The organism is Microbispora sp. NPDC046933 (genome assembly GCF_040644635.1).
In the GTDB taxonomy this organism is placed as follows: domain Bacteria; phylum Actinomycetota; class Actinomycetes; order Streptosporangiales; family Streptosporangiaceae; genus Microbispora.
Genome location: NZ_JBEYWW010000014.1, coordinates 86,952 through 111,756, shown reverse-complemented (window position 1 = coordinate 111,756; position 24,805 = coordinate 86,952). Strand labels below are relative to the sequence as shown.

Sequence of the window (24,805 nt, the reverse complement as noted above, 5' to 3'; positions counted from 1 at the left end):
CGTGTCCTCTGGTCGCATCAACGCCGCTTCAGGTACCCGGCGTCGCGGAACCGCTCCAGATAGACGGGGATCAGTTCGAGGAGCGGCGGACATGCCTCGTAGAGGGCGGCGGCGCCCGCCCGCGCGTGCCGGGTGTCCAGCCTGGACCGGCGGAAGACGGGGTCGGACGACTCCGTGAACAAGGGCAGGAGTGGATACAGCGGATTGTCGTCCTCGTAGCGCAACGTCGCCAGCGCCCTGTCCCACACGTGGAGCGGGACGACCTCGAGCTCGTACCCGGCGTCGCGGATGGCGTCGACGAACGCGCGGTAGGTGATCGGATCGGGATGGGTCAGGTGGAACGTGCGCCCCGCCCCGCCGGCCGCCGACAACTTCACGATCATCTGCGACACGTAGTCCACGGGTGCGAAATCGATGGTCGCGTCCGTCTCCGGGCAGACACCCATCCGGACGATCCCCGCGATGAACCGGGTGAGGAAGTCCCCCGGCTGCCCGCATCCGCCCGAGACCGCCGCGGTGATCATGCCGGGACGATAGACGGACGCGGGCAGGCCCGCCGCGCGGGCACGCTCGACGAGCTTGTCGGCCACCCACTTCGACTCCGCGTACCCGCCGCCGTAGAGGGTCTCACTGTGGGCGAGCGGCTCGTCCTCGTAGATCGTGGCGTGGCGATGGTAGCCGTAGGCGTCGAAGACCGCGTCGGACGAGACATGGTGGAAGGCCTTGGTTCTGCCGTCCACCGCGAGCCGCAGGAGCTCCCGCGTCCCCTCCACGTTTGCGGCCCTCAGTTTGTCGTACGGCAGCAGCGAGTTCACCTGCGCGCCGTTGTGATAGATCGCGTCGATCTGCTCCGCCAGCCGCCGCCAGACGGGGTCGGCAAGCCCGAGACGCGGCAGGGAGAGGTCCGCGGGGACGCCGACGACGCGCTCGTACGCACCATCGTCCAGGCACCCGTGGGCCGCGAGATTGTCGATCACCCGGTCTCGGGCGTGCCCGCCGTCCTCGGCCCGTACGAGGCAGTGGATGCGGGCCGAGGTGGCGCGCAGCAGGTCCTTCACCAGGTGCGCGCCGAGGAAGCCCGTCGCGCCCGTGAGCAGCACGTGCTCACACGAGGCGGGGGGCGCGGAGCGCGGCACCGCGAAGGCCGGGTCGAGGCGGGCGTCCTCGGCCAGGCGTCGCGTGAGCCCGGCCCCGGCCGGGGCGACGGTGGCCGGAGCAGCCGGGGCCGGGACGGACGCCGTCGCCCTGGGGAGGAAACCGGCGTCGCGCAGAGCCCTCAGGCAGGACTTGGCCGTCTCGGAGACGAACTCCACGTCGTCGGTGGTGTGGCTCGTCGAGAGGAAGCAGACACGGGTCTCCAGGACGTAGATCCCCTTGAGCGCGAGCATGTGGAAGAACAGGTCGATCGCGATCGGGAAGCGCTGGAGGCTGTACTCGCCCTCGCCGATGAAGCGGAACAGCGAGGAGAAGTGCACGATCCGGAGCGGGAACCCCTCCCGGCGGCAGAAGGCGTTGAAGTCGTCGGCCAGCCGGTCGACCTTCTCGGCCACACGCCGCTGCAGTTCCGGCCCTTCGGCCTTCAGGCGGGACAGGACCGCCTCGGCCGCCGCCATGGACAGCGGGTTCTTGTTGAAGGTGCCGCCGAAGAACGTCATCGGGACTGTCGGCCGGGAGTCGTCGCCGTAGTTCCAGGCCCCGCCGTCGACGGTGTCCATGAACCTCGCCCGGCCCGCGACCGCGCCGATCGGCGTTCCGCCGCCGAGAATCTTCCCGTAGACCGCGAGGTCGGCGTCCACCCCCGACCACGCCTGCGCGCCTCCCGGGCCGACCCGGAACCCGGTGATCACCTCGTCGAAGATCAGCGCGGTTCCCGTCGCCCGCGTCGCCTCGCGCAGCTCCCTCAGGAACGCCGTGGGCTGCAGGTCGGGGCGCCTGCTCTGGACGGGTTCCACCAGCACCGCGGCCAGCTCAGGGCCGAGCTCCCGGATCGTCTCCAGGCTCTCCCTCGTCCCGTACTCCAGCACGACCACGTCGTCCATGGCGCCCGCGCCGACGCCGCGCGCCATGGGGATGGAGGCGCGGGGGCCGGCGGGCAGGGCCAAAGTGCCGTCCGACCAGCCGTGGTAGGAGCCTTCGAACATCACGAAGCGGGTACGCGCGGTCGCCGCGCGAGCGAAGCGCAGCGCGGCCATGACCGCCTCGGTCCCGGAGTTGCAGAACGCCGCGCGCTGCATGCCGGTGAGCTCGCACAGCAGGCGCGACACCCGCCCGGCCTGGACCGCCTGCGGCCCGATGTGGAAGCCGTCGTCGATCTGGGCCCGCAGCGCCTCGGCGACGAACGAGGGCTGGTGGCCGAACAGATGGACGCCATAGCCCATGGAGATGTCGACGTACTCGTTGCCGTCCACGTCCCAGAACCGCGCGCCGGACGAGCGTTCCACGACGATGGGGTAGGACATCTCCTTGCAGAGCGCCTGGAACGGCGGCATCCGGCAGTTGGTCATCACCGGCCTGTCCCGTTCCGCCTCGCGTTTCGACCCGCGGGTGCGGGCCGTGTAGGCCTCGACGAGTTCCGACAGGAAGCGGGCTTGCCGGTCGGTCAGCCGTTCCGTCGTCTGGGGGCCCGTCCGCAGGGCGCTCGGCCCGGACGCGAACCCGCGCTCGGATGGCGGCGGTGCGGCCGGCGCCGCGGCCGACGGGGCCGGCGGGGGCGCGGCGGGGTGTGCGGCCACCAGGGAGGCCAGCTCCCGCAGCGTCGAGGTCTCTTCCACCAGTTGCTGGAACGGGATCACCGTCTGGAACCGGTCGCGGATGAACTGGCTGACGCGCATGAAGGTCAGCGAGTCGGCGCCCAGGTCGTGGAGGGACGCCGCGGGAGTCAGGTCGTCCGGTGCCATGCCGAGAAGCTCGGCGACATGCCCGCGCAGATCGTCCACCACGTCACGCCCTCCGCCCGAGGCCGCCGGCGCCGCCGCGGGTTCCGGCGCAACCGGCGGGGCGGACGGTGCGGACGGCGCCGGATTCGGCGTCGCGGGCGCGGGCGTGGGCGCGGGCGCGACGGTGCCGGGAACGGGCGCGGAGACGCGACCGAGCTCCTCGCCGATCCGGATCCGCTGTCGCTTGAAGGGATAGGCCGGCAGCGGGATCCGGCGTGGGACCTCGGCCGCGTAGAGGTCGCGCCATCCGATCGCGTGACCGTCGCACCACGCCTGGGCGATACCGGCGAGATCCTGGCGTTCGATCAGCCGCGCGGCCTCGTCCGCGCCGAGACGGCGCTCCTCCCCGTCGCCGGCCTCCCCGCGGACCAGGCCCGGGACGCCGGACGAGCCCTGCAGGAAGGCCTCCAGGCGTGCGCGCAACGCGCCGACGCCGGGCGCCACCACGGCCAGCCGGAGGCGATGGTGCGACCGGCCGGTCTGCAGGGTGTAGGCGACCTCCCCCGGGTCGTACGGCACGGTGAGGGCCTCGGCGAAGCGGCGGACGGCGGCCACGAGGTCGGTCTCGTCCCGGGCCGAGAAAGGGAAGACGAAGGGGCCGGGGCAGGCGCGCGGCGGGGGCGGCGTGAAGGCCTCCAGCACGACATGCGCGTTCGTCCCGCTCATGCCGAAGGAGCTGACACCGGCGATCCTGGGCGCGTCCGGCGGCCAGGCGATCCCGGTGCGCTGGACCACAAGCGGCAGGCTGTCCCAGTCCACCTTGTCGGTGAGGACGTCGCAGTGGATCTGCGGCGGGACGAAGCCGTCGCGGAGCGCGAGCATCACCTTGATCACGCCCGCGAGACCGGCCGCCTCCTCCAGATGACCGATGTTCGCCTTGACCGAACCGATCAGCAGGGGCCTGGCGCGACCGCCGAAGGTCTCTCCCAGCGCACGGAGCTCGATGGGGTCGCCCAGCTGGGTGCCCGTGCCGTGCGTCTCGACGTAGGTCACGTCCGCGGGGTCCACCCGGGCGTCCTCCAGCGCGCCGGCGACGAGGCGGGCCTGTGCCGCGGCGTTCGGCACCGTCAGGCCCGAGCTCGGGCCGTCGTGGTTGACCGCGGTGCCACGGATCACCGCCAGCACCGGGTCGCCGTCGGCCAAGGCCCGGTCGAGGCGCTTGAGCAGCAGCGCGGCGCAGCCTTCGCCCCGGCCGAAGCCGTCCGCGCCGGCCGAGAACGCCTTCGACCGGCCGTCCGGGGCGAGCGCGCGGAGCTTGCACAGCTGGACCGTCTCCTCCGGGCCCAGCATGAGCTTCGCGCCTCCCACGATCGCCATGCCGCACTCCCCGTGCCGTATCGCCCGCACGGCCGAGTGCAGGGCGACGAGCGACGAGGAACAGGCCGCGGCGATCACCATGCTGGGACCGTGGAGGCCGAGTTTGTACGACAGGCGTCCCGCGGAGAAGCTCAGCGTCGTACCGGTGGCGATGTAGGGCTCGGAGCCCAGCCCGCGCTCCGCCAGGCGCAGGTAGTCGTTGGTGAACTGGTCACAGCCGAGGTAGACCCCGGTGTCGCTGCCGCGGAGGGACGCGGGATCGATCCCCGCGCCCTCGACCGCGCCCCAGGCGGCCTCCAGCAGCAGCCGGTGGCTCGGATCCATCGCGGCAGCCTCGCGCGGCGAGATGCCGAAGAAGGCCGCGTCGAAGCACTCCGCGTCGTCGATCAACGCCATCCGCCGGACGTACATCTTGCCCGGCGCGTCCGGCGAGGGGTCGTACAGCCGATCGAGATCCCAGCGTTCCCCGGGGATCTCCCGCCCCGCGTCCCGGCCCTCGACCAGCAGTTTCCAGAACTCCTCGGGGGAGGCGGCGCCGGGGAACCGGCAGGACATGCCGATGATCGCCACGGCTTCCTCCGCGGCCGGGTCCCGCCGCGCCTGCGGGGCCGTCTCGGCGGCTGTATCGGCGGCCTTCACGACGGCCGCCTCGGCGCGGCCCGCCTCGAGATCGCCCGCCGCGGCGGGACGTGAGTCCGGGACTGCCTGGATCTCCTCGGTGAAGTGGTGCTCCTCCAGATGCCGGACCAGCGCGTCGACACACGGGTGCTCGAACGCCAGGGTCGCGGGAAGGCTCAGGCCGAGTTCGGTCTGCAGCCTTCCGCGCAGGTCGAGCGCTCCCAGCGAGTCCAGGCCCATCTCCGCCAGGCCGCGGGCGGGATCGACCCGTGCCGTCTCGTCCCCGAGAAGGCTCCGCGCGATCGCGGTGACGGTGTCCCGCAGAATCCGGCGGGCGTCCTCCGGCGGCGCCTCGCGAAGCCTCGCGGCGAAGGGCGCCTCGGCGGCTGCGTGGTCCGGCTCGGGCCGCGGCTCCAGCAGAGCCTTGAGCATGGCGGGCCTGCGTGCGCGCGAGGCGGCGAAATCCGGCCAGTCCACGGCCGCCACCGCGGCGTGCGGCGGCCCCGCCGTCATGAGCGCCGCCAGCGCCGCCAGGCCCTCCTCGCGCGGGATGGGGCGCTCGCCCTCGTCCCGCAGCCGGGCCCGCTGCCCGGGGGTGAGCCGGGCGGTCATCCCCGCGCCGGCCCAGCTTCCCCAGCTCACGCTGAGCGCCGGAAGACCGCGCCGGCGCCGATAACGGGCCAGGGCGTCGAGGAACCCGTTCGCGGCGGCGTAGCCGCCCTGACCGGGGTAGCCGAGGACCGAGGCCAGGGAGGAGAACAAGACGAAGAAGTCGAGGTCACGGTCCTCGGTGAGCCGATGGAGCACCCAGGCGCCCGCCGCCTTCGGCCGGAGAACGCCCGACATCCTCGCCGACGTCTGCCGCAGGAGGATTCCGTCGTCCAGAACGCCCGCGCAGTGGAACACCCCGCGCAGGTCCGGGCCGCAGCCGGCCAGGATCTCGCGCATCCGCGCCTCGTCCGCGACGTCCGCGCGGACCGTGTCCACCCGCACTCCCGTCGCCTCCAGCTCCGCCCAGGCCGCCGCCTCGTCGCCGGCCCGGGATTCGCCGTGGCGGCTGACGAGGACCAGACGCCGGGGCCGGAACCTCGCGACCGCGGCCGCGAGCCGCAGGCCGAGCGCCCCGGTGCCGCCGGTTATCAGATACACGCCGCCGGGCCGGATCGGCAGCTGCGCGGCCGTCTCCCCCGGGGACCCCGGGAGGGCGGGCAGAGCCTCCAGCCGTGCCTGCCAGACACGTCCCTCGTGGACCGCCAGCTGCTCCTCGCCTTCGGGAGCGCCCCCTTCCAGCAGGCCGGCGACCACGTCGAGATCGCCGTCCCCGGCCGCGGGCAGGGTCAGCGCGACGCAGGCGAGTTCCGGATGCTCGGTGTTGACGGTCCGCGCCAGGGCGGCCAGCCCCGACTGGGCCAGCTCCGCTTCGGTGGCCGGCGCGTCGAGCCCCGCCGACCGCGTGACGAACCAGAGCCCGGCGGCAGGCGGTGATCCGACCGCGAACTCCAGGATCGCTCTGGCGTCGGCCAGCAGCCGCGCCGCGGCGGCGGGCACGTCGGTGACGCCGGAGCACTCGGGCGCGAAGACCAGGTGCAGCCCCTCCGGGTCACCGGCGACCCCGGCGAGCGCCTCGGACAGCCGCGCGGGCGACACGCCGTCCGGGGACGGATCGGCGCCCGGCCCCGCGTCGCCGTACGCGACCACCTCGGCGCAGGCGTGACCACGCTCCCTCAGGCGATGGGCGAGCCGGGCCGCGAGGCCGTCCTGCCCGCCCATGACGACGAAGCGGCGCCCGGCCGAGCGCGGTGCGGGTCCGGGCGTCGCCGGCTCCCACGTGACCGTGAGGGCCTGCGGCGCCGCCGACCGGCCGGCAGGGGCCGCGGGCGTGGCGGCGTCCCCGCGCGAACCGGAGGCGGGCTCCGCCGCCGTCGGGTCGGGCCCCAGCCAGTGGCGCCGGCGCTGGAAGGCGTAGGTCGGCAGCGGCTTACGGCGGCGGCGGAAGGGCGCGTCGAAGCCGGACCAGTCCACCTGCGCGCCCGCGAGGTAGAGCTCGCGCAGGCCGGCGACGGCGGCGTGCGGGTCCCGCGGCGTGAGGCTCGGCAGCCACAGGGCGTCCCGGCCTCGCAGACGCCGCCGTGCGAGGTTGATGAGCGTCGGCTTCGGCCCGAGCTCGACGAAGAGACGGATTCCGCGCTCGTCGGCGACCCGCACGGCCTGGTCGAACCGGACGGGCTCGACGACGTGCCGGACCCAGTAGCCGGCCGATTCCATGTCTCCCGGTCCGGCGGGGGCGCCCGTCACGTTGGAGACGATGTCGATCGAGGGCGGCGAGTAGCGGACGGTCTCCGCCACGGCCCGGAAGGGTTCGAGCACCGGCTCCATCAACGGCGAATGGAAGGCGTGCGAGACGTCGAGCGGTAACGCGTCCACGCCCTCCTTCCGCAGGAGCTCCCGCCGGACGGCTTCCAGGACGTCCGACCGGCCCGAGATCACGGTGAGGTCGGGCGCGTTCACCGACGCTGTCGAGACGGCGTCGGCGAGCCCTTCCAGGTATGGTGCCACCTTCTCCACACCGGCGTTCACCTGGAGCATGCCGCCCGTGCGAGGCAGGTCCGCCATCAGCCGGGCCCTGGCCGCGACCAGCTTCAGCCCGTCCTCCAGGCTGAACACGCCGGCGACGCACGCGGCGACGTACTCCCCGAGGCTGTGACCCACCAGGAGATCGGGTTCGACGCCCCACGACTTCCAGAGCCTGCTGAGCGCGTAGCCGACCGCGAACAGGGCCGGTTGCGCCGTCTCGGTGCCGTCGAGCGGGACGGGGTCCGGCCCGTACAGCATGGAGACGAGGGATCGGCCGATCAGGGGGCGCAGAATCTCGTCGCAACGGTCGACGGCCTCGCGGAAGACGGGCTGGGTCTCATAGAGGGAGCCGCCCATCCCGGTGTACTGCGACCCCTGCCCGGTGAAGAGGAAGGCGACCGGCGGCGGCCGGTCTCCGACGTGTGAGGCGACCTCGGCGAGGTCCGGAGCGGCCAGCATCTCCGCGAGCCGGGAACGCGCGTCCTCGACGTTCCCGGCCAGGACCGCGACCCGCCATCCGAAGTGCCGCCGGCCCGTCGCCGCCGAGAAACAGATGTCCGGCAGCGCGGCGTCGTCCTGTCCCTCCAGGTGGCGGAGATAGCGGTGCATGGTGCCGCGCAGGGCGTCGGCGGAACGCGCCGAGACGGGCAGGATGTGCACCGGCCGATCGTGCTCCGGGGGCTTACGCACCACCGCGGGCGGTTCCTCCAGGACGACGTGGCAGTTCGTGCCGCCCATGCCGAAGGAGCTCACACCGGCACGCCGGGGGCGGCCGTCCGGCGTCTCCCAGTGGCGCAGCCGCGTGTTGACATAGAAAGGACTCGTCTCCAGGCCGGCGAGCGGGTTCGGCGACCTGTAGTGGAGGCTGGGCGGTATCTCCCGGTGATACAGGCTGAGCGCCGTCTTGATGAGCCCGATCACCCCCGCCGCCTCGTCGAGGTGGCCGATGTTCGTCTTGACCGAGCCGATCGCGCAGTACGCGCCGCCGCGCCCGGCGCTGCGCCGGAACGCCTCCGTCAGGCCGGCGATCTCCACGGGGTCGCCGAGCTTGGTACCCGTGCCGTGGGCCTCGACGTAGGAGATCTCGTCGGCCGAGACGCCGGCGCTGCGGTGAGCCATGGCGACGACCTCCGCCTGGGCTTCCACGCTCGGCCCGGTGTAGTCCATCTTGAGCGCGCCGTCGTTGTTGACCGCCGACCCCTTGATCACCGCGTAGATGTGATCGCCGTCGGCGATCGCCCGGGAGAGGGGTTTGAGCACCACCGCGCCGAGGCCGTTGCCGAACACGGTGCCGTCGGCCTCGGCGTCGAAGGCGCGGCAGCGCCCGTCGGGGGAGACCATCATGCCGTCTCGCCACAGATAGCCGGTGTTCTGCGGCGTGATGATCGACACACCGCCCGCCAGCGCCACGTCGCAGTCGCCGTCGAGCAGGGCCTGGCGCGCCATGTGCACCGCGACCAGCGAGGTCGAGCAGGTGGACTGCACGTTCACGCTCGGTCCCCGCAGGTCGAGCTTGAACGAGACCCGCGTCGGCAGGTGGTCACGGGCGTTGCCCTGCTCGATGCGCAGCTCCGTCGCCTCGTCGAACTGGCGGTGGCTCAGGAACGTCCCCGACCTGAGCTTGGCGGGCAGGACGTTGTTGACGAGATAGGTGCTGAGGCTCGCGCCCGCGTACACGCCGACGCGGACGGAACCGGTGTCGACCCCCGCGTCCTCGATCGCCTCCCACGCGCACTCGAGGAAGAGACGCTGCTGCGGGTCGATCACGGCCGCCTCGGCGGGGCTGTAGCCGAAGAAGGCGGCGTCGAAAAGGTCGATGCCGGGGATCATGGCGGCCCTCGGGACGAAGTGCGGATCCCGGGTCTGCTTCGTGTCGAGCTCCAGGATCTCGGAGGGCGGCAGCGTCCGGACGGACTCGACCCCGTCGCGGAGGTTGGACCAGAATCGGGTGACGTCGTCGGCGCCCGGCACCCTGCAGGCCATGCCGATGACGGCGAGGTCTCGTCCGGCCGGGGCGCCGGCCGGACGATCGTCCCGCCGCCCGTCCTCCGGCTCCGCGTCTCCGGATCGCTGGTCCGGCTTCTCCAGGAAACGCGCCAGAGCCTCCACGGTGGGATGCCGGAACAGCGTGTCCACCGGCAGCTCCCGTCCCACCGCCTCGGCGATCCGCTGGTGCGCCCGCACGAGCAGGACGGAGTCGCCGCCCAATTCGAAGAAGGTCTTCCCCGCGTCGATCTCCGGCGTCTCCAGCAGCTCCGACCAGATGCGGGAGATGGACTCCCGCAGGTCGCCGGAGACGCGCGGCGGTTGCTCCGCCTGCCGCGGGCGGACGTCGGGCAGCCCGCGTACGTCGACCTTGCCGCTCGGCGTGAGCGGCAGCGCGCCGAGCACGACGACGGCCGCCGGAACCATGTAGCCGGGGAGCCGCTCGGCCAGGTGAACGCGGAGCTCCTCCGGCGCCGCCGACCCGTCCCGGCCCTCCCGGAGTACGACGTACGCGAGGAGCCGGGCACGTCCCCCGTTCCCGGCCTTGGCGGCGACCGCGCACTCCGCGACCGCCGGGTGCTGCGCGAGGACCGCCTCGACCTCGCTGGGCTCGACGCGGAACCCCCGTATCTTCACCTGGTTGTCGACTCTGCCGAGGCATTCGATCGTGCCGTCCGGCAGGTAGCGGCCGAGGTCGCCGGTCCGGTAGAGGCGGGCGCCCTGGGTGCCGAACGGGCTGGAGACGAACCGCTCCCGTGTCAGCTCCGGCCTGCCGTGGTAGCCCCGGGCGAGGCTGTCGCCTTCGCCGTAGATCTCGCCCACCACGCCGACCGGCACCAACTGCCGTGCGTCGTCCAGGATGTAGAGGTTCATGTTGTGGACGTTCGCCCGCCCGATGGGGACCACGTCCGGCCACAGATCGGGATCGCCCGACAGCGTGTGGGTCGCGACGTCGATGCACTCCGTCGATCCGTAGTGATTGCGGATCACACACCCGGTCCGGCGCGCGAAGTCCCGTATTTCCGGCGTGATCCGGAGCACTTCGCCACCGACGATCAGCTCCTTCAGATGCTCGGGGGCCGCGGAGGTCCGCGCGGCCTGCGCGACCTGCTGCAGGGTGACGAAGGGCATGTACCACTTCTCGACGCGCCGCTGCCGGACGAACTCGAGCAGCGCCATCGGGTTGCGCCTGGTGTCCTCGTCGATCTGCATCAGGGTCGCGCCCGAGCACAGTCCCGCCAGCAGTTCGTGGAACGCGACGTCGAAGCTGATGGGCGAGTACAGGAGCGTCCGGATGCCGACGCCCGTCAGCCAGGTGTCCAGGTGCCACTGGACGAGATTGGCCAGTGCCGCGTGCTCCACGACCACGCCCTTGGGACGCCCCGTGGAGCCGGAGGTGTAGATGCAGTAGGCGGCCGCTTCCGGAGGCAGGCCGTCCTCCGGGCCGTCCTCCAGGTCGTGATCCGCGGCTCGGGCGATCACGCTCCGGTCCGCGTCCACCTCGACCCTGGTCAGCCCCTCGAACAGCTCGGCCAGAGCCGCGACACGCTCCACGAGCACGCGGGCGGTCACGACCGTGCGCACGCCGGCGTCCTGGAGCATGAATCGCAGGCGGTCCGGCGGATAGGCGGCGTCCAGCGGCACCACGACGCAGCCGGCCTTGAGGATGGCCACCACGGCCACGACGAGGTCGGCGGACCTGTCCATGCAGAGGCCGACCATGTCTCCCCGCGACGCGCCCAGCGAGACGAGGTGGCGGGCGAGCCGGTTCGCTCGCCGGTTCAGCTCCGAGTAGCTCAGACGCCGATCCGCGAACTCCACGGCGACGGTCTCCGGGGTGCGGGCGACCTGCTCCTCGATCAGCCGGTGAGCGCAGTGCCGGCGGTACGGCGTCCGGGCCGTGTTCCACCTTCGCCTGATGGCGTCCATGTCCGCGGGGGAGAGGAAGGCGAGCGTCGCGACCGGCGCGCCGGGCTCCTCGACCGCCGCGGAGAGCAGCCCGACGAAGTGATCCGCGACCTGCGCGATCAGCTCCGGCTCGAAGACGCCGGTGTCGAAGATCCAGTCGAGGGCCAGGCCCTGCGCCGTCGGTCGTACGATCGCCCGTAGGTCGTGCGCGGCCGACGACGGCGGGACGTCGAAGTCGTCCACGACGAGCTCACCCGGCCGGGACAGGCTCCGGGCCGGTTCCCGGCACGGTTCCGGATCGAAGAGGATCCGGAAGACGGGGGGAACGCGCGCGTCCCACGGCATGCCCAGGGCGCGGAGCAGCCGCTGGTAGGGGTAGTCCCGGTTCGCCTCCGCCCGTGCCAGGCGGTCGGCCGTCAGCCGGACCGTCTCCTCGAAGGTCGTGTCCCCGCGGAGCGCCAGGCGCATCACGGCCAGGTTCTCGCAGTTGCCCAGCATCGTCTCGCCGGACGGCCCCCGCCGGGTGGACAGGGGGGAGCCGAAGGTCACCTCGGAACGGGCGCCGTACCGGTAGAGCAGCGCCGCGAAACCCGCCGTCAGCACCGCGGAGAGCGAGCAGCCGACGTCCTCCGCGAGGCGTTCCGCCTCGGCCGCGAGCGCGGCCGGAAGGAGGCGCCGATGCCGGCCGCAGCCGGACGTCCGGTCCGCGGGGCGCCGCCGGGACACGGGCAGTTCGGCCGGCAGGAGCTCGCCCTCCAGGTGGCCGAGCCAGTAGGCCTCCTGCTCGGCCATGGCCCCGGCGTCCAGAGCGCGCTGCCGGGCCGCGTGCTCCCGGTACTGCCGGGGGGCGGCGGTCGCCGTCTCCCCCGTACGGCCGGCTGTGACGCACTCGAGGAGCTCCTCGAAGAGCCGGACGACCGTCTCGGTGTCCGCGACCGCCGCGTGCATGGACAGCACCACCACGTGCCTGTCGGCGCGCAGCCGCATCAGGAGCACGCGCCACAACGGGGCGGCGCCGAGGTCGAAGGGCCGCTGCGCGAAGGACGCGGCGAGCTGCCGCGCGCGCCGGTCCCGGTCGTCCGCCTCGGACAGGTCCTCGAAGCCGAAGTCCGCGTCCACCCGGTCGCGGACGATCTGGACGAGCTCGGCCGCGGTGTCGTGGAGGTGGGTGCGGAGGATCTCGTGCCGCTCCGTCAGCTGCGCGAGAGCCTGCCGCACGGTCTCCACCGGCAGCGCTCCCTCCAGAGTCCAGGCCCGGTGCACGGCGTCGCCGGCTCCCAGCCGGTCGAGGACGTAGGCGCGCTCCTGCTCGAAAGACGCGGCGAAGTGCTCCTTATCACGCATGGTGGCAACAGCCTGCTTTCCGCTTGGGGGGCTGGAATCACGACCGGGAAGTCATACCGGTGAGAAGGGGGCGACGAGATCGGCGAGCGCGTCGGCGGGCTCGCCGGACCGGGCGGCCGATGCCCGTGTGAAGGCCTACGTGCTGCTCCGTGGTCGTTTCACTCCGTGGAGCGGAGCGCGTCCGACAGGGCAGCGCTCACGTCACGCAGCAGCGACTCCTCCTCCGTGCGGAGATAGAAGTGGCCCCCCGGATAGCTGCGGCGCAGGATCTCGCCGGCGAAGAAGCCTCGCCATCTTTCCATCTCGTGAGGAGGAACGAGGGGGTCCGAAATGCCGCCGAGAAGTGAGACCGGAATGTCGAGGGGCTCCTCCGGAAGAAACGACCAGGTTTCCGCGAGGCGCAGATCGGCGCGGACCACCGGAAGCATGAACTCGACGAACTCCCGGTTCGCGAGCGCTTCGGCGGGGGCGCCGCCGAGTCGTTCGAGCGCCGCCAGAAGTTCGGGCTCGGGGAGCGAGTGGAGCGCGCCCCATCCGAGGTGGAACGGGGCCGCGGCCGCCGAGACGAACAGCCTCCTGGGACGGGGCAGCCCGCGGCGTCCGAGCTCGTGCGCCAGCTGAAAGGCCAGCCGGCCTCCCAGGCTGTGACCGAAGATCGCGAAAGGCGTGGCCCGCATGTCCTCCGCGAGCTCGGCCACGAGCAGGTCCACCAGGGCGGACGCCGACGTGGCCACCGGTTCCCGGATACGCCGGCCGCGGCCGGGATATTCGACGGCGGTGACTGGGAAACGCGGACCGAGCGCGGCCCCCCAACTCCGGTATACGGCGGCGGAACCGCCCGCATAAGGCAGGCAGAAAAGCCGTACGGCCGCAGACGAACCCGGGGCGGGGCCGTGGGGTGCCCCGAATGCCGCGGGTGACCGGCCGGTAGAGGGATCCGCCGTACTTGTGGTTCCCGTGGAAGGCATTTCGCGCTCATGCGTGCCGGTGTCTGGGCAGGCTTACCGGAACTCCCCGAATCTCGCACATTCCGCATGTCCGCACAACACACAACTACCAGTCGGGCAAGTCCGGGCACAAGTCACGAAGAGCCGAATGGGGAACTTGTGGATGCGCTCGGGGATGCGTATTCTCCATGGACGATCACACAGGGCCGGTTCTGAACTGGGCTGACAAAGGTGCGACTTCATCCGGCTCAGGGTTATTCGGCCCGGGGTGCGCGGAAACCTTGCGCAAACCGGTTTTAAGGACGTCCGATATCGGTGGTCCGCCCTTCCGGGAGGATTCTCGCCGTGCAGAACCCCGAGGAAGACGCCGTTTCCTCGCCGCGGGCGTGCGCGCGTACGGGGGGCCGAGGGCGCCGCACCGCCCCGGCAGGAGCCGGGCGCGGGCCGGCATCCTCCGCCGCGCCGGTGCCGCACATCTGAGGTCCTCCCCGCCGCCCCGGGAGCCCGGATGGGCCGAACGCCGCGAACCGCGACGTCGCACGAACAGCAGTCCCGAACGTGGAGGGTCATGTCGGACATCTTTGAGGTCGTCGTTGTAGGAGCCGGGATGTTCGGCTCCGCGGCCGCCAAGCACCTCAGCCGCAGCGGCGCGGACGTTCTGGTGATCGGTCCCGCGGAGCCCAGGGGCGGCGACCCCGTCAGCCAGTACGCGTTCGGCGCGTACTTCGACGAGGCGAGGATCACCCGGCGCCTGGGATGGGACGCGGTCTGGGGGACCACGGACGCGCGGTCTCTGGAACGCTTCCGGGACATCGAATCCGAGTCGGGGGTCCGGTTCTTCCACGAGTGCGGCTCGCTCGTCCTGATGGCGAAGTCGATCGGGCACAAGACGGTGGCGATCCTGCGCCAGTGCCAGGCCGACGGCATCGTCGTGGAGCGGCTGCGGGAAGAGGAGCTGCGCGCCGAGTTCCCCGGACTCGGCGTCCCGCCCTTTCCCGGGGGAGCCGAGGGTCTGCTGGAGCGCGAACAGGCCGGCTATCTCAACCCGAGGCGGCTCGTGCAGGCCCAGCTGGCCCTCACCGTCGCGGCGGGAGGCCGGGTCCTGCGCGCGGCGGTCACCGGAATCCGGAAGGAGGAGGGCTCGGGTCTGTGGCGGCTGCGGGTGGCGGGCGACGGAGGCGACAGGCAGATCAGGGCGGAGAAGGTGCTCATCGCCACCGGCGCCCTGACGAACCACAACAACGTCCTGCCCGCCGGATGCGAGCTCGCCCTCTACGCCTTCACGGAACCGAACCTGTTGTTCGAGGTCGGCGACCACCAGCTCGACCGGCTGCGACACCTGCCCGCCCTGGTGACCGTCGATCCCGAGGACACGGGCGACGACAACATGTCGCTCTACATGCTGCCGCCGATCCGATACCCGGACGGCCGCTGGTACATGCGGATAGGGCCGGGGATGCAGCCTCTCGTCGAGGAGTTGCGGACCGTCGAGGAGATGGTCTCCTGGTACGCCAGGCAGGAGATCACCTCGCGGCAGCAGGCGTTCCTGACGTCGATGATGCAGATGCTGGTCCCCGAGCTGAAGCCGGAGTCCGTCCGTCCGGCCTGCTGCATCATCGAGAAGACCCCGTCCCGCTATCCCTACATCGGCCGCGTCGAGGACGGTCTGACCGTGGCCGTCGGCGGCAACGGTCACGGCGCCCGCGGGTCCGACGAGATCGGCAGGCTCGCCTCGACCGTCGTGCTGGGCGAAGCCTGGGACTGCCCGGTCCCGCAGGAGGTCTTCGCACCGATCACGGCGGACGCGGCCATCCGCCGTGAGGGCGGCCGGCCCGAGTTCCTCAAACCGCCCTTCGGCCTCTGCTGACGGCCGGGGGCGCGCGGTGCCCCGTCTTCGCGGGCGCCGGGGCGCTCCCGGTCGCGGCGGCCGTCCTCGCGTCGTCGTGTCAGACCCGCTCGAGCGCGTCCTTGCCGGAGCGGACGGAGACCGGAACCGGATACTCCCCGGTCATGCACGCCGTGCAGAAGCCGTCGTCCTCGGGCGTGATGGCCGCGAGCATGCGGCCGATGTCGAGGTAGGCGAGGGAGTCGACGCCGAGGTAGTCGCGGATGCCCTCGACGCTGAGGTTGGCGGCCAGGAGCTTGCTCCGGTCGGAGGTGTCCATGCCATAGTGGCAGGGCCACCGGTACGGCGGGGACAGGACCCTCAGGTGGATCTCGATCGCGCCGGCCTTGCGGAGCATGCGCAGCGTCTCCCGCAGGGTGGTGCCGCGGACGATCGAGTCCTCCACGACCACGAGCCGCTGACCGGCGACGTTCTCCTCGATCGGGTTGAGCTTGATGCGCACCGCGTTGCGGCGCAGCTCCTGGGTGGGAGCGATGAACGTCCGGCCGATGTACCGGTTCTTGATGAACCCGTCCCCATACGGGATGCCGGACTGCTGCGCGTAGCCCTGGGCGCCCGGGATGGCGGACTCCGGCACCGGCACGACGAGGTCCGCGTCGACGGGCGCCTCGATCGCCAGTTGCATGCCCATCCGCCTGCGGGCGGCGTGGACGCTCTGACCGCGCAGCCTGCCGTCGGGCCGGGCGAAGTAGACGAACTCGAAGGAGCAGAGCCGGGGGCTCACCGCCTCGGCGGGGAACGGGCGCACGCTGCGGATCCCGGAGCCGTCGATGACCACCATCTCGCCGGCTTCGATCTCGCGGACGGTCTCGGCGCCGACCACGTCGAGCGCCGGGGTCTCGGAGGCGAGGACCCAGCCGTCCGGGTGGCGGCCGAGGAAGAGCGGGCGGAAACCGTTGGGGTCGCGTACGCCGATCAGCCGGTCCTGGTCGCTGATCACGAAGCAGAACGCCCCCCGCAGCCGCGGCAGGACCGAGACGAGGGCCCGCTCCAGCGGGTCTCCCTCGGCGTGGCCGAGGCCGGCGGACGCGGGCAGTTCGGCGACGAGGAGTTCGGCGACCAGGTCGCTGTCGCTGGTCGCCTCGCCCGCGGCGACGCCCGCCTCGTCGGCGAGTTCGGCCGCGTTGACGAGGTTGCCGTTGTGCGCCAGCGCGAAATCGGCGCCGCCGGCGGCACGGTGAACGGGCTGGGCGTTGCACCAGGTGCTCGCCCCCGTGGTGGAGTAACGGGTGTGGCCGATCGCCACGTGGCCCTGGAGGGCGGCGAGGCGGTGGTCGTCGAAGACCGAGGACACCAGTCCCATGCCCTTGTCGACGAGGATGCGGCTGCCGTCGCCGACGGCGATGCCGGCCGATTCCTGGCCCCGGTGCTGCAAGGCGTACAGGCCGAGATAGGTGATGTGGGAGACGGGCTGCCCGGGCGCCCTTACCCCGAAGACTCCACACGCTTCTCTGATCATGCCGGCGACATCTCCCACTGGGGCGACTAGGGGCGGGACGTCCGCGGCCCGCGAGTGACCGTTTTCCAGATGCTGGCGGGAACCTTGGGCGCTTCGGCCGCTCCGATGCCTCTGCCACCGATTCCGCTGTTTACCGATATGCGAAGGTAGCAGATTTCGCCTGTGGCGACGGCGCGCCACCGGACGAGCGACCCGGGGAGCCTGGACGGGAAAACGTACGGACCGAAATGCCGAATTAGATTGCCCTAAACGTCCGGATCCGCCGAATCTCCGCGGTGACCGGCAGGTACGGCGAGTAACGCGATGCGGGCTTGTCGTGCCTGCGTTTCGTGGCAGTGAACGGGAGTTGATCGCGGAGTTGATTGCTGTGATTATAGGGCCCTGTGCCGGTGGGATTTATACGAGCTTGTGCTCAAGTGCGCGCGTTGTTCCGTGAGTGACGGCATTGGCAGCCAGGGGCGGGTTGACTGCGAAATCCTCCGTGGATGACGAGGGGCGGCGGACAAGCGGCGGACAAGGCGTGACCGGACGCGGATCGGCGAGCCGGGACATCCTCCGGCGGGCACTCCGGCGACTCGTCGCCCCGGCCGGCACGCCCGGCGGAGACGGGCCGCCGCGCGGCATCCGGCCGCGGGGCACAGAGCCGCGACACCCGCACGACCCGCACCCCGGGAAGCCCGCGGACACGGCGGGAAGGCAGGCGTGTCCCCGGTAGGTGCGACGGTGGCCGAACGGAAGGAAGGAGCCCTCGGTGAGGGTGGCACTGAAGGATTCGCTGGCCCCCCTGCGGTCACCCGGCTACCGTTCGGTGTTCCTCGCGAACACCGCGTCTTTTCTCGGTGACCAGATCGTCACGGTGGCACTGGCCTTCGCGGTGCTGGAGGTGACCGGGTCCGCCACCGCGCTCGGCGTCGTGCTGCTGGCCCGCACCGTCCCGCTCGCGGTCTTCGTGCTGACCGGCGGCGTGTGGGCGGACCGGCTGCCCCGGCAGCTGATCATGGTGGCATCCGACGTCGTACGCCTGGTCAGCCAGGCCGTCTTCGCCGCCCTGCTCTTCACCGGCCACGCCCCCCTGTGGGCCATGGTGGTCCTGCAGGCCGTCCACGGCACGGCCAGTGCCTTCTACCGCCCCGCGTCGAGCGGGCTGCTGGCCCAGTTGCTGCCGTCCGAGCTGAGGCAACGCGGCAGCGCCCTCATGTACTCGATGTCCAGCATGGCGGGGATCCTCGGGCCCGTGCTCGCCGGAGTGATCCTCGCGGTGTCCAGCCCCGCCTGGACCCTCGCCATCGACGCGGCCTCGTTCGGCATCAGCGGACTGTTGCTGCTGCGCGTCCGTACGCCCGAGCGCGGCGCGGCGAAGGAACGCAACAGTTTCCTCCGGGACCTGGCCGACGGCTGGGGAGAGGTGACGTCCCGCTCGTGGCTGCGCTCCTGGATCTTCAACTTCGCGTTGTTCCAGTTCGCGGTCTTGTCCGCCTTCATGGTGCTCGGCCCCCTGGTGTCCGAGACGTCGCTGGGCGGCGAGACCGCCTGGGCGGTGATGTCCGCGTGTCTCGGCGTGGGCTCGCTGCTGGGCAGCTTCGCGGCGATCCGGTGGCATCCGGCCCGCCCGCTGGCGGCCCTCGGCGGAGCGCTGCTGACGGCGCCGGTCGTGCTGGTCGCACTGGCCTTCGCCGCGCCGGTGTACCTGCTCGCCGCGACGTCGCTGCTCTTCGGCGCGGCCATAGCCTTCGCGGACGCGGTCTGGGAGGCGACGCTGCAGAACCACGTGCCCGAACGGGTGCTGTCTCGTGTCGTCTCCTACGACTGGCTGGGCTCCACCGTGCTGCGCCCGATCGGCTTGGCGATCGTCGGGCCCATGGCGGCCGGGCTGGGCGCCGACGTCGTCCTCATCGGCGCCGCGGTGCTCTATGTGGTGGTGACCGGGGCGGCGCTGGCCATGCCCGTCACCTGGGCCCTGTCGCCTCAGCCGGTCGAGTCGGGACCGGCGGCGGGCGTCGAGGCCCTGCCGACGACCTCGCAGACAGGGATGGAACATGGATGAACAGTGTCTGGCGGATGACACCTCGGGCGCGGCCGGCGGCGTCGTGCTGGTGCTCGACTACCCCGGCCGGCGGGCCGAGGCCCCCGTCTCGTCCCTTGGCCTCGAGTCACACGGCTACACCGTCCACTACCTGCTGAAGCCCCCCTTTCCGCGCCTGCTGACCGCGGCCTCGTACGCCGAAGGGCTGCTGGACGGGCACGGCTCGTCCGGCGGCAGGGTGCTGGCGGTGCTCGCGTACTGTATGGCCGCGCCCATCGCTCAGGAGGTCGCCGCCTCGATCCGCGCGGCCGGCGGCGCACCGGTGCCTCTTGTGCTGTTCGACGGTGAACCGGCGACGGCCCGGGCCATCGAGGAGCAGTACGTGCTCGCCAGTGAGAAGCTGGGCGAACTGCTGGGCCTGACAGGGGAGGAGCGCACCCCGCCGCCGGCCTTCGACGCCGCCTTGATCCGGGACGAACCGGAAGAGGCGCTCCGGCGCGGTCACGAGGGGCTGCTGGAGCTGGGCGAAAGAGCCGCCGCCCATGGGGAGGCGGCCGTCGCCCGCGCGGAGGCCAAGGCGGTGGCGGACTTCTACCGCGACTGGCTGGGTCATCTGATCGCCGCGCACAACGCGTGCTGGTCACACTGGGGCGGGCCCGCGGTGCAGATCGTCTCTCGCGACCACTCCTGCGCGCCGGATTGGCCCGGCGCCACCGCCACCCGGACGGTGCGCGTCGCGGCGAGCCGGAACGACCTGCTGGTGCATCCCGACGTCCTTTCGACCGTTCTGTCGACACTCCGGAAAGGGTCCGGCCATGCGATCTGATGCGGCTACCTGGAACGACACCGGACGCAGGTTCTCGGTCGTGCGCTCTGACGCCGGGCATCTCAGCGTCTGGCCCGTGGAGCGGCCGCTTCCGCCGGGGTGGCGCCCGGCAGGACGGGAAGGCGACTACGAAGGGTGCATCGCCGCCGTCGAGGCGACCGGCGACGCGTGGCCCGGCCCGCAGTGCGCCGGCCGGGCCACGTGCCCCCACGACACCCTGACCGCGATCGTGGGCGAAACCGTCAGGCTCCACGGCGACCGCGGCGCGGTGACGGACGCCGACCGTGCCTTGACGTACCGCGACCTCGACCGGGAGTCCGGGCGCATGGCCGCGGCCCTGAGACGATCGGGGGTCTCGCGTGAGGACCGGGTGGCGGTGTACCTGCCCAGGGGAGCCGACGTCTTCGTCGCGCTCCTGGCGATCCTGAAGGCCGGCGGGGCCTACGTCCCCGTCGACACCCGGTATCCCGACGCCCGGCGTGACCTGATGATCCGCGACAGCGGGGCGCGCCTGGTGATCACCTCGTCCCGGCTGCTGCCCGGTCTCGCGTCGGCCGGGGTGACCGCCGTGACGGTCGAGGAGCTCACCGAGCGGCTCACCGGGCAGGACGACGCGCCGTTGACGGGCGACGACGTGCTGGGATGCCAGGCGGCGTGCGTCCTGTTCACCTCGGGGTCCTCCGGGGTGCCCAAGGCCATCGTGCTGGAACACCGCAACCTCGGCTACTTCGCGCTCAATTCCGCGCTGCCCCGGCTCGTGCCCGAGGATCGGGTGGGCCACGTCTCCAGCCTGTCGTTCGACGCCTTCAACTTCGAGGTCTGGTGCACGCTGGCCGCCGGGGCGGAGATCGTGGTCCTGCCGACCATGCCCGACCTCGTCGCCACGGACCTGCAACGCGAGCTGCGACGACAGCGCGTCACCGCCATGCTCGCGCCCACCATGGCGGTCAACCACGTCGTGCACGAGGACCGGGAGGCGTTCTCCAGCCTGCGGATCCTGCACACGGGCGGCGACGTCATCCTCCCGTCGGCCTGCAGGGAACTGCTGTCCGGCTCGTTCGCGGGCGCCTTCCACAACCTGTACGGCCCGACCGAGGGAACCACCGCATGCACCGCGTACCACATCGAGGCGGTCGGCCCCGACGAGGTGAACGTGCCGATCGGCGTCCCCTTGACCGGAGCGGGTGTCTACCTGCTGGACGGCGACCGCCGGCCGGTCGTCGACGGCCAGGTCGGTGAGATCTTCATCGGCGGGCCGGGGGTGGCCCGCGGCTATCTCGGGCAGCCAGGTCTGACCGCCTCGCGCTTCCTGCCCGATCCCTTCGCTCCGGACTGCGGCCGGATGTACGCCACAGGGGACCTCGCCCGACGCCGCGACGACGGCCTGCTCGAGTTCGTGGGCCGGGTGGACGACCAGGTCAAGGTGCGCGGCTACCGGGTGGAGCCGCGGGAGGTGGAGCGGCTCCTGAGCCGATACCCCGGCGTTCGCGACCTCGCCGTCGTGGTGAGCGGCGAGGGCGACGGCAAGCATCTGGTCGCGCTGGTGGCGGGTGAGGCGCTGTCGCTGCGCGACCTGCGGGACCACGCCGCCGAGGTGCTGCCCGATTACATGGTCCCCGGAGCCTTCGCACTGGTACGTGAGATACCGGCGAACGACCACGGCAAACGCGACACCGGCCGATTGCTCCGGATGGCCCGTGACGAGCTTCGCCGTCGCAGCACCGCCGTCCCCCCGCGCAACGAGGTCGAACACTACCTGGCGAAGGTGTGGGAGGACCTGCTGGGCGTGGAGGAGGTGGGCGTCCACGACGACTTCTTCGCCCTCGGCGGCAACTCCATGCTCTCCTTCCGCCTGCGCCGCCGGATCGGCGGCGACCTCGGCGTCTCCCTCGACATGCACGACGTGCTGACCGTGACGGTGCTCGGCGAGCTGGCGGATCTCGTGACCGCGCGGAGGTGCGGCGCCTCATGACACCGGAAGTCGTCGACCTGACGGACGTCGACGTGTTCGCCCGGGGCGAGCACCACGGCATGCTCCGCTCGCTGCGCGAGCACGACCCGGTCCATTGGCACCCGCTCCCGGACGGGTCCGGGTTCTGGGCGCTGACCAGCTACGGCGACGTCACGGCGGCATACCTGGATCACGCCTCGTTCCTGTCGTCCGGCGGCGCGATGCTCGGCGGGTCGTACCGCAACGAGGCGGACACCGCCGCGGGCCGGATGCTGGTGTCGTCGGACCCGCCGCGGCACCGTCTCCTCCGGCAGCTGATGCACCGTGCCTTCGCACCCGAGACGATCGACCGGATCGCCCGCCGGGTGACCGTCCTGGTGGACGCCGCTGTCGATCGCGCGCTCTCCGACGGGGGATGCGACTTCGCCACACAGATCGGTCCCGAGCTGCCCGCCGGCGCGCTCATGGGGATGATGGACATCGGATACGACGACGCGCACGCCCTGATCGACATGACCCGGAGGATGATCGGCTTCCGCGACTCGTCATACGTGGAGCTGTCGGGCGACGAGCGGCTGCGTCTGGCGTCGATCCAGAGCGAGATCTTCGAGTTCTTCTACGACCTCCTGGAGGCGCGGCGCAGGCGCCCCGGCACGGACCTGGTCGGCATCCTCGCGGAGGCGAGGATCAACGGCCGCAGGCTGTCGGACGAGGACGTCGTCTTCAACTGCATGAACGTGGCGGTCGGAGGCAACGAGACGACCTCGCACACTGCCTCCGCCGGCATGATCGCGCTGGCCGAGCACCCGGAGCAGCACGCGAAGCTGCTGGGCGATCCCCACCTGCTGCACAGCGGGATCAACGAGATGCTGCGGTGGAGCTCGACCAACGCGTACGTCCAGCGGATCGCCGCGAAGGACGTGGAGATGGCCGGCAGAACCATCCGGAAGGGGGACTCCGTGACCCTGTGGAACGTGGCGGCCAACCGCGATCCGGAACAGTTCGCCGATCCGGACCGCTTCGACGTCGCGCGATCCCCCAACCGCCACCTGTCCTACGGCAGCGGCGTCCACCGGTGCATCGGCGCCTCCCTGGCGCAGGTGGAGCTGTCGATCCTGTTCAGGCGCCTGCTGGACAGCGGCGTCAGGTGGGCCGTCGAGGGGCCGGTGAAGCGCGTGCGGTCCAACTTCATCCTCGGCATCAGCGGACTGCCGTTGAGCCTCACGCGCTGACGGCGCCGGCGCCGCTACTCCGCGACCGCGCCCGGTGACCGGTCCGCCAGGATCCGGGCGATCGCGCAGGGCGTCGGTTCAGGCATGATGTCTTCGGCCACGTTCAGCTCGACACCCGTCGCCTCGGAGAGACGCCACGCGAGGCGGATGGCCGTGAACGAGTCTCCACCGGCACTGTAGAGGTCGTCGGTCTCCTCGATGTCCGGCGTGCCGAGGAGCTCGGACATCATCTTCCGCACAAGCTCGACGTAGGCGGTGTCACTCAATCTCGGTCTCCCGGTGATTGCGGCAATCTTCGCATCGATCCACGTGCATTCCCGGCGGCGTGGGCCCGCGGGAGGGCCCGCGCCGGCCGCCTCAGCCGAACCGGCCGGCGACCTCCACGAGACCGGCGACATAGTCGTCCAGCCGGCTCCGCGGATACCCGTCCTCCAGGGTCTCCGGCTCGTACCGCGCCTGCACCTCGATCCGGGAACCTCGGTCGGTCAGGTACATGGACAGGGCGGCGTCGGCGCAGCCGTCGTCGATTTCGCTCGCCTCCACGTCCACTCCCGGGAGAACGAGCGACTCGCCCCAGAAGGGCGTGCAGAGGAAGCCGACCTGCGGCACCTGGTCCATCAGCGCACGCGCGTCGCGTCCCCACAGCCGCTCGAACACGGCCCGGGCCGGCACGTCGGACTTCGCGATCGCGTCGAGCATGTCGCGGTGGAAGGCCCGCATCGCGGCCGGCAGATCCTCCGCACCCCCCAACGTCGTCGGCACCCATATGGTGCTGGCGAGGTATCCGATCATGGAAGCCGTCTCGGGGCCGAAACGTGAGGCGGACGAGGTGGACAGGGCGATGCGCTCCTGCCCCGTGTCCTTCTGCAGCTGCCGCACCAGCACGGTGGCGGTCAGGACGTTCAGCGTCACCCGGAGACGACGCGCCGCCCGCCGGAGCGCGCCGGTGATCTCGTCGTCGAGCACGGCCTCGATGACCCCCGCGCGGCCCGACGGCGCCTCCTCGGGGGCACGGTAACCGGAGAGCCATACCGCGACGTCCTGCGGCCCGCCGGGAAACCTGTCCCTCCAGAAGTCCGCCCGCGCCGCCAGGAGCTCCTCGCTGAAGGCCGCCCGCTGACGCGCGACCCACTCGGGGTACTGCCCGGCCGCCGCGGGCGGCTCCGTCTCCTCGCCGATAGCCGCGCGATAGGCCGCGCTCAGCTCCCGTACGAGAACCTCGACGCTCCAGCCGTCCGAGATGATGTGGTCGACGACGATCACGAGAACGTGGTCGGCCTCGTCGAGCCGGACCAGCGTCACCCGAAGGAGCGGCGCCTCGCCGCGGTCGAAGGGGCGTCTGACCTCTTCCGCCAGCCAGGAGGAGAGCCACGCCTCGCGCTCCGCGGGCGTGCTTCCCGGCGCGGCGACGTGGCGCAGAGGCGTCGGCACCTCCGGGTGGATCCACATCATCAGGTCGCCCTCGTGGTGCAGGCTGCACCGCAGCGCCTCATGGCGGCCGATCACGACGGCGAGGGCCTCACCGAGCGGACCGGGTTCCAGCGGACCCCGCAAGCGGTAGACGCGGTTCACCGTGTCGAAGGCGGATCCGCGCCAGCGTGACTCCTGTGCGCGAGAGGCGCGTACCCGGGTAACCGGGGCTCCAGCCGCGAAGGTGGGATTCATCGGCATCATCCTAGCCGTAATGATCGCCGAGATGGGGTCCCGGGCTCCACGCCGATACGTCGTATCTCCGCCGTTCGCGGGCTCCGCGCCGCCCGCGTTTGCTCACCACCGGG

10 protein-coding genes are annotated in these 24,805 nt (G+C 71.8%); 5 read left to right on the top strand and 5 right to left on the bottom strand.

The features are described 5' to 3' along the window. Nucleotides 1-17 precede the first annotated feature (17 nt). Nucleotides 18-12,683 (bottom strand): amino acid adenylation domain-containing protein, encoded by a 12,666-nt coding sequence (locus tag ABZ857_RS20435; protein WP_357045071.1) that lies wholly within the window; start codon nucleotides 12,681-12,683, stop codon nucleotides 18-20. A gap of 158 nt (nucleotides 12,684-12,841) precedes the next feature. Continuing rightward, on the bottom strand, nucleotides 12,842-13,651 hold the full coding sequence (locus tag ABZ857_RS20430) for an alpha/beta fold hydrolase (RefSeq protein ID WP_357045069.1): 810 nt from the start codon (nucleotides 13,649-13,651) through the stop codon (nucleotides 12,842-12,844). Nucleotides 13,652-14,198: 547 nt separating this feature from the next. On the opposite strand from ABZ857_RS20430, the gene ABZ857_RS20425 reads away from it, so the two are divergent. Next, a complete protein-coding gene (locus ABZ857_RS20425; RefSeq protein ID WP_357045067.1) occupies nucleotides 14,199-15,497 on the top strand; it encodes an FAD-dependent oxidoreductase in 1,299 nt (432 codons plus the stop codon). A gap of 79 nt (nucleotides 15,498-15,576) precedes the next feature. On the opposite strand, the gene purF is transcribed toward ABZ857_RS20425, so the two are convergent. Then, nucleotides 15,577-16,995 (bottom strand): amidophosphoribosyltransferase, encoded by a 1,419-nt coding sequence (gene purF / locus ABZ857_RS20420; protein ID WP_357045065.1) that lies wholly within the window; start codon nucleotides 16,993-16,995, stop codon nucleotides 15,577-15,579. 751 nt (nucleotides 16,996-17,746) lie between these two features. On the opposite strand from purF, the gene ABZ857_RS20415 reads away from it, so the two are divergent. The 4 genes from ABZ857_RS20415 to ABZ857_RS20400 are packed head-to-tail and all read left to right on the top strand — an operon-like array spanning nucleotide 17,747 to nucleotide 23,027. Beyond that, nucleotides 17,747-19,039, top strand: coding sequence for an MFS transporter (locus tag ABZ857_RS20415; RefSeq protein WP_357045063.1), 1,293 nt, complete (start codon nucleotides 17,747-17,749; stop codon nucleotides 19,037-19,039). Next, nucleotides 19,032-19,844 (top strand): hypothetical protein, encoded by an 813-nt coding sequence (locus tag ABZ857_RS20410; RefSeq protein WP_357045061.1) that lies wholly within the window; start codon nucleotides 19,032-19,034, stop codon nucleotides 19,842-19,844. Before ABZ857_RS20415 ends, ABZ857_RS20410 begins: the two co-directional genes overlap by 8 nt. After that, nucleotides 19,834-21,816, top strand: coding sequence for an amino acid adenylation domain-containing protein (locus ABZ857_RS20405; protein ID WP_357045059.1), 1,983 nt, complete (start codon nucleotides 19,834-19,836; stop codon nucleotides 21,814-21,816). Before ABZ857_RS20410 ends, ABZ857_RS20405 begins: the two co-directional genes overlap by 11 nt. Beyond that, nucleotides 21,813-23,027 (top strand): cytochrome P450, encoded by a 1,215-nt coding sequence (locus ABZ857_RS20400; RefSeq protein WP_357045057.1) that lies wholly within the window; start codon nucleotides 21,813-21,815, stop codon nucleotides 23,025-23,027. The genes ABZ857_RS20405 and ABZ857_RS20400 overlap by 4 nt, the downstream gene beginning before the upstream one ends. Nucleotides 23,028-23,041: 14 nt before the next feature. Here the strand turns inward: ABZ857_RS20400 and ABZ857_RS20395 are convergent, their stop codons facing one another. Next, a complete protein-coding gene (locus tag ABZ857_RS20395) occupies nucleotides 23,042-23,293 on the bottom strand; it encodes an acyl carrier protein (protein ID WP_357045055.1) in 252 nt (83 codons plus the stop codon). A gap of 91 nt (nucleotides 23,294-23,384) precedes the next feature. After that, complete coding sequence (locus tag ABZ857_RS20390) at nucleotides 23,385-24,692, bottom strand: condensation domain-containing protein (protein WP_357045053.1); 1,308 nt, start codon at nucleotides 24,690-24,692, stop codon at nucleotides 23,385-23,387. Nucleotides 24,693-24,805: the final 113 nt, after the last annotated feature.